This window comes from Aurantimicrobium sp., from assembly GCF_036667855.1.
Lineage (GTDB): Bacteria > Actinomycetota > Actinomycetes > Actinomycetales > Microbacteriaceae > Aurantimicrobium.
In genome coordinates, this window is the sequence record NZ_JAVWTF010000099.1 from 1 (window position 1) to 2,600 (window position 2,600).

Annotated in this window: 3 protein-coding genes; 1 reads left to right on the forward strand and 2 read right to left on the reverse strand. The window is 55.3% G+C overall.

Going from position 1 to position 2,600, the window contains the following annotated elements; all coding sequences use genetic code 11:
• A partial coding sequence (locus RR877_RS10350) for an IS3 family transposase (RefSeq protein ID WP_332628189.1) occupies positions 1–514 on the forward strand: 514 nt, incomplete at its 5' end.
• A 56-nt stretch (positions 515–570) separates the two neighbouring features.
• Here RR877_RS10350 and RR877_RS10355 read toward each other — a convergent pair.
• Both RR877_RS10355 and RR877_RS10360 read right to left on the reverse strand, forming a co-directional pair.
• Complete coding sequence (locus RR877_RS10355) at positions 571–2,043, reverse strand: NAD-dependent succinate-semialdehyde dehydrogenase (protein WP_332628191.1); 1,473 nt, start codon at positions 2,041–2,043, stop codon at positions 571–573.
• 123 nt (positions 2,044–2,166) lie between these two features.
• On the reverse strand, positions 2,167–2,600 hold a 434-nt coding region (locus RR877_RS10360; protein WP_332628193.1), incomplete at its 5' end, for an MMPL family transporter.

The following is a 2,600-nucleotide window of genomic DNA, read 5'->3' on the forward strand; positions in this document are numbered from 1 at the left end:
CGCCACACAGCCGTCGAAGAAATGGGTGACCGATGTTACTGAGTTTTATGTTCTGGGGCAGAAGCAATATCTCTCGCCGGTGATTGATCTCTTCAACCGGGAAGTGATCTCTTATGAACTAGCACCCTCACCAGTGATGGGGCTGGTCACAGGAATGTTGGAGAAAGCTTTCGCGCAGCTCAAGCCAGGCACTGGGTTGGTGATGCATTCAGATCAGGGATGGCATTACCGTCATGCTGGCTATCAACTCGCGTTGAAACAACGCGGCATCACTCAATCAATGTCACGCAAAGGCAACTGTCTCGATAACGCCGTTGCAGAGAACTTCTTCGGACATTTCAAAGAAGAGTTCTTGCGTCAACAAACCTTCACGAGCATGCCCCAGTTCAAGCGGGAACTAGCGAAATACATTCACTGGTTCAACCATGAACGCATCCAAGAAAAGTTGAAGGGACTGAGCCCGGTTGACTACCGGACACAGTCCCTTGCAAACTTAGAAATGACTCCCTATTAGAACTCCCACTTAAGGGGTTCAGTTCAATTGGAGGGGCCTTCTTCGTTAATGCTTATTTATGCGAAGGGGTTCGGCGTCATGGTGTACTTCGTGGAGAGGTACTCGTTGATTCCTTCGAAGCCACCTTCACGGCCGAGACCTGACATCTTCACGCCACCGAATGGGGCAGACGCGTTGGAGATAACGCCAGCGTTGAGACCCATCATTCCGGTCTGCAGCTTCTCAATCAGACGCTGACCGCGCTTGAAGTCTTCGGTGTAGACATAGCCGATGAGACCGTATTCGGTGTCGTTGGCAATGGCGATGCCTTCTTCTTCGGTCTTGAACGTGGTGATGGAAAGCACAGGGCCAAAGATTTCTTCGGTCATGATGTCTGCTTCGGAGGTGACTCCGGTGAGAACCGTGGGCTCATAGAAGGTGCCAGCACCGTCAACTGCCTTACCACCGGTGAGAACGGATGCACCCTTTGAGACGGCATCCTGAACTAGCTGGTCTGCCTTTGCCACTGCCTTGCTGTCGATGAGGGGGCCAATGCTGACGCCGTCTTCGGTGCCGCGACCAATCTTCATGGCCTTCACGCGCTCAGTGACCTTCTGTGCAAACGCGTCAGCAACACTCTCGTGCACGATCACACGGTTGGCTGCAGTGCATGCCTGACCGATGTTGCGGAACTTCGCAATCATCACGCCGTCTACAGCCTTGTCGAGATCTGCATCTTCGAAGACGAGGAATGGTGCGTTTCCGCCGAGCTCCATCGAGGTGCGGAGCATGTTTTCGGTGGCAAGCTTCATCAGCGACTGACCAACACCAGTGGAACCGGTGAAGGAGAGCTTGCGCAGACGCTTGTCGGTGACGATGGGGTCAGAAACCTCAGCGGTAGTGGAGGTGGTGAACACGTTCACCACACCTGCGGGAACACCGCACTCTTCCAAAATCTTGACGAAGTAGAGAGTGGTGAGAGGCGTCAGGGTTGCGGGCTTAACCACGACGGTGCAGCCAGCTGCCAGTGCGGGCGCAATCTTGCGGGTTGCCATGGCCAGCGGGAAGTTCCACGGGGTGATCAGGTAGCAGGGGCCTACAGGCATCTGGGTCACGATGGTACGACCGGTGCCTTCTGGGTTGGTGCCGTAGCGACCGGTAATGCGCACAGCTTCTTCGCTGAACCAGCGCAGGAACTCGGAACCGTAGTTGACTTCACCGATGGCCTCAGCAAGGGGCTTACCCATCTCGAGGGTCATCAGCAGTGCAAACTCATCCTTGAGCTCCTGAACGCGGTCAAACGCCTTGCGCAGGATCTCGCCACGGACACGGGGTGCAGTGGCTGCCCAGGCGTCCTGCGCCGCTACAGCGGCGTCCAGGGCCTTCATACCGTCTGCAGGGGAAGCGTCAGCGATGCTCTTGATGACCAGACCCGTTGCGGGGTCGTGCACATCGACGGTCTTGCCACCGGCAGCATCTACCCATTGGCCGTTGATATACAGCTGAGATGGGACCTTAGCGAGCAGTTCTGATTCGGAAATCGTTGACATTCTTCACCTTTTCTACGGATTCCTCATTCTAATCCCAAAATCGGTGCGGAATAAAGAGGTCGTTCGTACTCAAATGATATTACAAGAACTCAGCCCCCTATCTCTAGGGGGCTGAGGATGGTTTTACTTGCTTTCGCGACCGAGCTTGCTGGGCCACCAGATCTTGGGCCCAATGTCGTAGGCCATGGCAGGAACCAACAAGGTGCGCACCAGCACGGTGTCAATGATCACACCGACCGAGACAATGAAGGCCAGCTGAACCAAGAACAGCAGTGGGATAACACCCAACGCCGCAAAGGTGGCTGCCAACACGACACCCGCAGAGGTGATCACACCACCGGTGACGGTGAGGCCCTTGAGGATGCCCGGGCGGGTGCCAATCTTGATGCTTTCTTCGCGCACACGCGTCATCAAGAAGATGTTGTAGTCAATACCCAACGCCACCAAGAAGACGAATCCAAACAGTGGAACGCTCGCATCAGCACCGGGGAAACCAAACACGTTGTTGAAGAAGATGGCCGAGAGACCCAAAGTTGCGGCGAAGCTCACCACGACGG